The following is a 7,780-nucleotide window of genomic DNA, read 5'->3' as shown; positions in this document are numbered from 1 at the left end:
GCCTTCCTCCGCGAGCACGAGGACGACCTGGTGCTCTGCGTGAACAACTTCTCACGCTTCGCACAGCCCACCGAGCTCGATCTGAGCGCCTTCGGAGGACGCCACCCGGTCGAGCTGTTCGGCGGGGTGCGCTTCCCGGCCGTCGGCGAACTGCCGTATCTGCTGACCCTCGGGGGCCACGGCTTCTACTGGTTCCGCCTGCGACACGAGAGCACAGCGAGTAGTGATACGGTTACTCCGTCCTGACGAACAGGGCTCGAGCCCGCCGGGCGGGTGGCTCGGTCATCAACTGCACGCGCTTGTCGCGTGAAACCTTTCCGAGTGATCGGCAAGGACACGCTCCCGCTTCGGGCAGCGTGAACGCCAATGGTTCCGGCTCCGCATCCGCCGGTGAGGCCTCCGGCCACCATCAGGGCGGGACGGTTTCCTCCGTCCCGCCCTGGGCACCCTTCACGCAACCCGACGCTCCTCCGCAACCGACGCGTAAAGGACGCGACGCCATGTCGGAAGCCGTCACACGCACCGTCACGACCCCGCCCGGCCTCCTTGCGTCACTGGATCCACTGCTGAGGGAATGGCTGCCGCGGCAGCGCTGGTTCGCGGGCAAGGGCCGTCCCGTCACCGGGTTCTCCCTGGTCGCGGCCACCGAGCTGTTGCCGCCCACGGCCAAGCTGGGCCTGTACCACCTGCTCGTACGCGCACATCAGCCGCTCCAGCCGGGCCACGGCGGCCCCGAGCAGCCCGGCGACTGCTACCAGCTGCTCATAGGCGTGCGCGAGGCGCTGCCGCCCCGGCTCGCGCCCGCGCTGATCGGTCATGTGACGCGGGGCCCGCTGGCCGGACGGACGGTCTACGAGGCCCTGCACGACACCCGGCCCGCCGAACTGCTCCTGGAGGCCCTGCGCACCCGGGCCCGGATCGGCGGGCTCCGCTTCGAGCGGGACCCGCGCCAGGAGATCCGGTCCGGTCTGGTGCCGCGCCTGATGACCGCCGAGCAGTCGAACTCGTCGGTCGTCTACGGAGATACGTTCATCCTGAAGCTGTTGCGCCGGATCGTGCCCGGGATCAACCCCGACCTGGAGCTGCCGCTGGCGCTGGCCGGCGTGGGCTGCCCCCGGGTGCCGCCGCCGACGGCCTGGCTGGTGGCGGACCCCGACGAGTCGCCCGGCCCGCCGCCCCCGGCCGAACCGTACGTCCTGGGCGTGCTCCAGCCGTTCGTGCAGGGCGCGACGGACGGCTGGGAGCTGGCACTGCGGGAGCTGGCCAAGGGGGAGGACTTCGTCGCCGAGGCGCGGGCCCTCGGACGGGCCACCGCCGAGGTGCACACCGCGCTGGCCCGCGCGCTGCCCACGGTCACGCTGGGGCACGCCCAGCTCCGTTCCCTGGTCACCGGCATGGCCGAGCGGCTCGAGGCGTCCGTGCACGCGGTGCCCGCGCTGCGGCCGTACGCAGGCGGGCTGCACTCGGCGTTCACGGCGCTGGACGATCTGGCCGCCGAGGGCCGCACCTGGACCGCCCAGCGGGTGCACGGTGATCTGCACCTCGGGCAGTGCCTGCGCTCCCCGGCCGGGGAGTGGTCGCTGATCGACTTCGAGGGCGAACCGGCCCGCCCGCTGGCGGAACGCCGGATGCCGCAGCCGGTGGTGCGGGACGTGGCCGGCATGCTGCGGTCCTTCGACTACGCGGCGCGTTCGGTGGGCCCGCCGCAGCCGGACTGGGCCGTGCGGTGCCGGGCGGCGTACTGCTCCGGCTACGCGGAGGCGGCCGGCCGGGATCCACGCACCGATCCGGTGCTGCTGCGCGCGTACGAGACCGACAAGGCGGTCTACGAAGTGGTCTACGAGGCCCGGCACCGCCCCGAGTGGCTGCCCGTACCGCTGGCCGCCGTGCACCGGCTCGCCTCGACCGACCTGATCTGACCCATCCGACCCGCGTCCAGGAGGCTTCGCCCGTGACCCCCCGCCCCGAGTCCAGCGGTTCGCATCCGGAGCAGCCGGCCGAGCGGCGGCCCCCGGCCGCCGAGCCGACGAAGAAGACCGCGAAGAAGACGGCCACGGCGGCGAAGACCGTGACCGAGAAGGCGACGGCGAAGAAGGCGGCCGCGGCACCGAAGAAGGCCACGGCCAAGAAGCCGGCAGCCAAGAAGACAGCGGTGAAGAAGACGGCGGCCGAAAGCCCTGCGAAGAAGACCGCGAAGAGGACCCCGGCCAGGAAGGCGGGGGCCAAGAAGGCGGTCGTGAAGGAGACCGCCACCGCCCAGCCCGCCCCGCCCGAGATGGAGATCGCCGTCTCCCCCGCCGTGGACACCGCCGACCGGGAGCGGCTGCTGAGCGGGACGCACCACGCCCCGCACTCCGTGCTCGGCGCGCATCCGGTGCCCGGCGGGATCGTCTTCCGGGCGTTCCGGCCGTACGCCCTCGCGGTGACCGTCGTCTCCGGGGGCCTCACCGTCGAGCTGCACGACGACGGTGACGGCTTCTTCTCGGGACTGCTGCCGCTGGGCGAGGTCCCGGCGTACCGGCTGCTCGTCACGTACGAGGGGACGGTGCAGGAGACGGAGGACGCGTACCGTTTCCTGCCCACGCTCGGCGAGCTCGACCTGCATCTGATCGGCGAGGGCCGGCACGAGGAGCTGTGGACGGTCCTGGGGGCGCACCCGGTGACCCACCAGGGCGTCACCGGCACCCGGTTCTCGGTGTGGGCGCCGAACGCGCGCGGGGTGCGGGTGGCCGGCACCTTCAACTTCTGGGACGGCGCCGGTTTCCCCATGCGGTCGCTGGGCTCGACGGGGGTGTGGGAGCTGTTCGTGCCGGGGATCGGCGAGGGCGAACTGTACAAGTTCGAGATCACCCGCCCCGACGGCTCGAAGACCCTGCGCGCCGACCCGCTGGCCCGCCGTACGGAGGTCCCGCCGGCGACGTCGTCGGTCATCACGTCCTCGGCGTACGAGTGGGGCGACGCCCAGTGGCTGGAGCGCCGGGCCGAGGTGCCCGCGCACCGGGCGCCGTTCTCCGTGTACGAGGTGCACCTGCCGTCCTGGCGGCCGGGTCTGACGTACCGTCAGCTCGCCGATCAGCTCCCCGCGTACGTCAAGGACCTCGGCTTCACCCACGTCGAGCTGATGCCGGTCGCCGAGCATCCCTTCGGAGGCTCCTGGGGCTACCAGGTCACCGGGTTCTACGCGCCCACGGCCCGCCTCGGCACCCCGGACGACTTCAGGTACCTGGTCGACGCCCTGCACCGGGCCGGGATCGGGGTGCTGATGGACTGGGTGCCGGCGCACTTCCCGCGTGACGAGTGGGCGCTGGCGGAGTTCGACGGCCGGCCGCTGTACGAGCACGAGGATCCGCTGCGGGCCGCGCACCCCGACTGGGGCACCCTGGAGTTCGACTTCGGGCGGCGCGAGGTGCGCAACTTCCTGGTGGCCAACGCCGTGTACTGGTGCCAGGAGTTCCACATCGACGGGCTGCGGGTGGACGCGGTCGCCTCGATGCTCTACCTGGACTACTCGCGCGAGCCCGGCCAGTGGACGCCGAACGAGCACGGCGGCCGGGAGAACCTGGACGCGGTGGCGTTCCTGCAGGAGATGAACGCGACCCTGTACCGCAGGGTGCCGGGGGTCGTGACGATCGCGGAGGAGTCCACCGCCTGGGACGGCGTCACCCGGGCCACCCACCACAAGGGTCCGAGCGGCTTCGGCGGGCTGGGGTTCGGGCTGAAGTGGAACATGGGCTGGATGCACGACTCTCTCCAGTACATGAGCCACGAGCCGGTCCACCGCCGGTACCACCACGGCGAGATGACGTTCTCGATGGTGTACGCCTACAGCGAGAACTACGTACTGCCGATCTCCCACGACGAGGTGGTGCACGGCAAGCGGTCCCTGGTGTCGAAGATGCCCGGCGACTGGTGGCAGCAGCGCGCCGATCTCCGCGCCTACCTGGGCTTCATGTGGGCCCATCCGGGCAAACAGCTCCTGTTCATGGGGCAGGAGTTCGCGCAGGGAGCGGAGTGGTCGGAGGCGCACGGACCGGACTGGTGGCTGCTCGACCCGCACTACGGAGCGGAGGCCGACCACCGCGGGGTGCGCGATCTGGTGCGCGACCTCAACACCGTGTACGGGCACACCCCGGCGCTGTGGCAGTGCGACACCGAGCCGTCCGGTTTCCGGTGGGTGACCGGGGACGCGGCCGAGGACAACGTGTTCGCGTTCCTGCGGTACGACAGCGACGGCTCCCCGCTGCTCGCGGTGTCGCACCTGGCCCCGGTGGTCCGGCAGGACTACCGGATCGGCGTCCCCGACGACGTGCCCGCCTGGCACGAGGTGGTGAACACCGACGCCGGCCGCTACGGCGGCGGTGACGTCACCCACCCCGACCCGGTCAAGCCGGAGCCGCAGGGGCGGCACGGGTTCCCGGCGAGCATCCGGCTGACCCTGCCGCCCCTGGCGACGGTGTGGCTGCGTCCGGCCTGAGCACCGGGCTCCCGCTCAGTCCAGGGCGTCGGCCAGCGGCTTCGGCAGCGGCTCGGTGTGCAGGACGCCGAGCCGCTGGGTGGCGCGGGTGAGCGCCACGTACAGGTCGCTGGTGCCGTAGCGGCCCGGCTCGGCCACGAGGACCGAGTCGAACTCCAGCCCCTTGGCCTGGCGCGGGTCGAGCAGCACGACGTCGTGCGCCAGATCGGGTTCGGCGCCCGCCGTCACCCCGTCGAGGCGGGCGGCCAGGGCCCGGTGCAGGGCGCGCGGGGCGATGACGGCGAGGCGGCCCTCGTGGGGGGTGAGCTCCGCGACGGCCTCGGCGACGGCGCCGGGCAGGTCGTCGGTGGCGCGGGCCCAGGGCCGTACGCCCGTGGAGCGGACGGATCCGGGCGGCTCGAAGCCGGGGTGCTCCGCGCGGACCACCGCCGCGGCGACGTCCATGATCTCGGCGGGGGTGCGGTAGTTGACGCCCAGCCGGGTGTGCTCCCAGCGGCCCTCGACGTAGGGGGTGAGGATGTCCGCCCAGGAGCCGACACCGGCCGCCTCGGAGGTCTGTGCCGGGTCGCCGACCAGGGTCATCGAGCGGGTGGGGCTGCGCCGCATCAGCAGCCGCCACGCCATCGGGGAGAGCTCCTGCGCCTCGTCGACGATGATGTGTCCGAACGCCCAGGTGCGGTCGGCGGCGGCGCGTTCGGCGGCGCTGCGGTGGTCGTCCTCCTCGTGCCGTTCGGCGAAGCGTTCGGCGTCGATGATGTCGTGCGCGGACAGCACCTCGGAGGAGTCCGGGTCGTCGTCCTCCTTGTCCTCGAACTCGAAGGTGCGGGAGGCGTACGAGACGTCCAGCACACCCTGCGCGAAGGCGATCTGCGTCTGCCGCTCGCGTTCGGCGCGCTCGCGTTCGAGCCGGTCGTCCTCGCCGAGGAGTTCGGCGGCCTCGTCGAGCAGGGGCACGTCGGAGACGGTCCAGTGACGGGTGACCGGGCGGCGGACCGCGGCGGCGTCCTCGTCGGGCAGGTGGCCCTCGGGGGCGGCGAGGAAGTCGGCGACCAGGCGCTGCGGGGTGACACGGGGCCACAGCCGGTCGATGGCGGACCAGACCTCGGGGTTGTCGGCGAGTTCGTCGCGGATCTGGGTGATGTCGCTGGGGTCGAGCAAGTTGCCGCCGTCGTAGGGGTCGGTGCCGATGCGTTCGGCGACCATGTCGGTGAGCGTGTTGAGGATGTGGCCCTCGAAGTGCTCCCGGGCCACGTTGTGCGGCAGCTTCGCGGCGCGGGTGCGTTCGCGGGCGACGTTCACCAGGCCGTCGTCGAGCATGAGGATCTCGCGGTCGTGCCGGATCGCGATCACCGGGTCGGGCAGCGCCTGCCGGTCGCGTACGACGTCGGCGAGGACGCCCGCCATCTCCGCGCGGCCCTTCACGGCGGCGGCCTCGGGGGTGTCCGTCCGGGTGGTCCGCACGCCGGGGAACAGCTCGCCGACGGTCGCGAGCAGCACGCCGGTCTCGCCGAGGCTGGGCAGCACCTCGCCGATGTAGCCGAGGAACGCCGGGTTGGGGCCGACGATCAGGACGGCGCGGCGGGCGAGCAGTTCGCGGTGCTCGTAGAGGAGGTAGGCGGCGCGGTGCAGGGCGACGGCGGTCTTGCCGGTGCCGGGGCCGCCCTCGACGACCATGACCCCGCGGTGCGGGGCGCGGATGATGCGGTCCTGGTCGGCCTGGATGGTGCGCACGATGTCGCCCATGCGGCCGGTGCGCGCGGAGTTCAGGGCGGCGAGCAGTACGGCGTCGCCGGTCGGGTCCTCGTGGCCGGTGCGGGTCTCGTCGCCGAGGTCGAGGACCTCGTCGTGCAGGGCGGTGACCCGGCGGCCCTCGGTGGAGATGTGCCGGCGGCGCCTCAGTCCCATCGTGGTGTGGCCGGTGGCCAGGTAGAACGGGCGGGCGACGTCGGCACGCCAGTCGATGAGGACGGGCGTGCGTTCGGCGTCGTCGGCGCGCAGGCCGATCCGGCCGATGTGGTGGGTGTCGCCGGAGGTGAGGTCGATGCGGCCGAAGCAGAGGGAGCCGTCCACGGCGTTCAGCGCGGCGAGCAGCCCGGAGCGCTCGGCGACGAGGATGTCCCGCTCCAGCCTGGCCTGCCGGGGAGTGTGGCCCTGGGCGAGCGCCTCCGTGACGGACACCTCGGCGTCGCCGCGCAGGGCGTCCACGCGTGCGTACAGTCCGTCGACGAATTGCTGTTCCTGCCGCAATTCCTCGTCCGGAAATTCGGTGTTTGACAATTCCGCTCCCGCCCGGATATACTGTGGTCACTGAACTTCACCGCGACTTGTTCGGAAATGAAGTCGCGAATCAATGAATATACGCAAAGAAAACCCCCGGGCGCAATTTCCCGGGGGTTTTCTTGTGCCGCGTACCAGGTCGTACCAGGTAGTCGTGCCAGGTCAGAGCACGTCCGCCAGCTCCTCCAGGAGCCGCCGCTTGGGCCTGGCCCCCACCATCGACCGCAGCGGCTCCCCGTCGCGGAACACCATGAAGGTCGGCATCGACAACACCTTGTAGGCGTTGGTCGTATCGGGATTGGCGTCCACGTTCAGCTGGACGACCTTCAGCCGGCCGTCCTCCTCGGCGGCCAGCGCGCTCAGCACCGGCGCCATCTGCCGGCACGGCGGACACCAGTCGGCCGTGAACTCCACCAGCACCGGAAGCTCCGAGCCGATCACCTCCGCCGCGAAGTCCGCGTCACTCACCTCGGGCACACCACTCGCCTTGCTCACCGCAGTTCCCCTCCCAGTTCGCACATCGGCTCCGGACCACCCGGAACCACCGCGTCGGCGGCCGGCTCTCCCCCGGTTCTCGGCTTCGCTCGAACCGGAAGGGACCCCCATCGCACCGACTCCGCCCTCGCCAACTGCTCGCCGACCTTCGCCCGCACCGCACGCAGCTCGCCGATCAGGGCGTCGAGCTCGTCCAGCTTGCGCCGGTAGACCTGCAGCGAGGCGGGGCACGAGTCGCCCTCGGGGTGCCCGGCCCGCAGACACTCCACGAAGGGCCGGGTCTCCTCCAGGTCGAACCCGAAGTCCTGGAGCATGCGGATCTGCCGCAGCAGCCGCAGATCGCTCTCGTCGTAGGTCCGGTATCCGTTGTCCGACCGCCGTGCGGACAGCAGCCCGCGTGACTCGTAGTACCGCAGCGTCCGCGTGGTGGTTCCGGCGCGTGCGGCCAGCTCGCCGATTCGCATGCGGACGAACGTACGCCTTGACGTCGGCGTCAAGGCAAGGGCGGGACGGAAACGGCCGAGCGACCGGGCT

At 72.0% G+C, this 7,780-nt stretch carries 6 protein-coding genes; 3 read left to right on the top strand and 3 right to left on the bottom strand.

Annotated elements, in window-relative coordinates; all coding sequences use genetic code 11:
• The 3 genes from ACH4VX_RS05015 to glgB form a co-directional block, all read left to right on the top strand.
• Positions 1 to 246 (top strand): alpha-glucosidase C-terminal domain-containing protein (locus ACH4VX_RS05015; protein WP_398365925.1); only part of this gene is annotated, 246 nt, incomplete at its 5' end.
• 254 nt (positions 247 to 500) lie between these two features.
• Positions 501 to 1,919, top strand: coding sequence for a maltokinase (locus tag ACH4VX_RS05010; RefSeq protein ID WP_398365924.1), 1,419 nt, complete (start codon positions 501 to 503; stop codon positions 1,917 to 1,919).
• A 32-nt stretch (positions 1,920 to 1,951) separates the two neighbouring features.
• Entirely contained in the window at positions 1,952 to 4,474 is a 2,523-nt protein-coding gene (gene glgB / locus ACH4VX_RS05005; protein WP_398365923.1) for a 1,4-alpha-glucan branching enzyme, read from the top strand.
• Positions 4,475 to 4,489: 15 nt separating this feature from the next.
• Here the strand turns inward: glgB and ACH4VX_RS05000 are convergent, their stop codons facing one another.
• From ACH4VX_RS05000 to ACH4VX_RS04990, 3 genes are all read right to left on the bottom strand, one after another.
• Positions 4,490 to 6,721: a HelD family protein gene (locus tag ACH4VX_RS05000; protein ID WP_398365942.1), complete on the bottom strand. Its 2,232-nt coding sequence runs from the start codon at positions 6,719 to 6,721 to the stop codon at positions 4,490 to 4,492.
• Positions 6,722 to 6,913: 192 nt separating this feature from the next.
• Positions 6,914 to 7,228, bottom strand: a complete 315-nt coding sequence (locus ACH4VX_RS04995) for a co-chaperone YbbN (protein ID WP_103542388.1) — start codon at positions 7,226 to 7,228, stop codon at positions 6,914 to 6,916.
• Positions 7,229 to 7,242: 14 nt separating this feature from the next.
• On the bottom strand, positions 7,243 to 7,710 hold the full coding sequence (locus tag ACH4VX_RS04990; RefSeq protein ID WP_398365922.1) for a MerR family transcriptional regulator: 468 nt from the start codon (positions 7,708 to 7,710) through the stop codon (positions 7,243 to 7,245).
• Between the last annotated feature and the right edge of the window lie 70 nt (positions 7,711 to 7,780).

Source organism: Streptomyces sp. NPDC020731 (assembly GCF_044334705.1).
Taxonomy (GTDB): domain Bacteria; phylum Actinomycetota; class Actinomycetes; order Streptomycetales; family Streptomycetaceae; genus Streptomyces.
This window is presented reverse-complemented; position numbering and strand designations above follow the sequence as displayed.

Excerpts from the sequence above, each read along its gene's own strand:
- ACH4VX_RS05010 (WP_398365924.1), top strand. The coding sequence starts at position 501 with ATGTCGGAAGCCGTCACACGCACCGTCACGACCCCGCCCGGCCTCCTT.
- ACH4VX_RS04990 (WP_398365922.1), bottom strand. The coding sequence starts at position 7,710 with ATGCGAATCGGCGAGCTGGCCGCACGCGCCGGAACCACCACGCGGACG.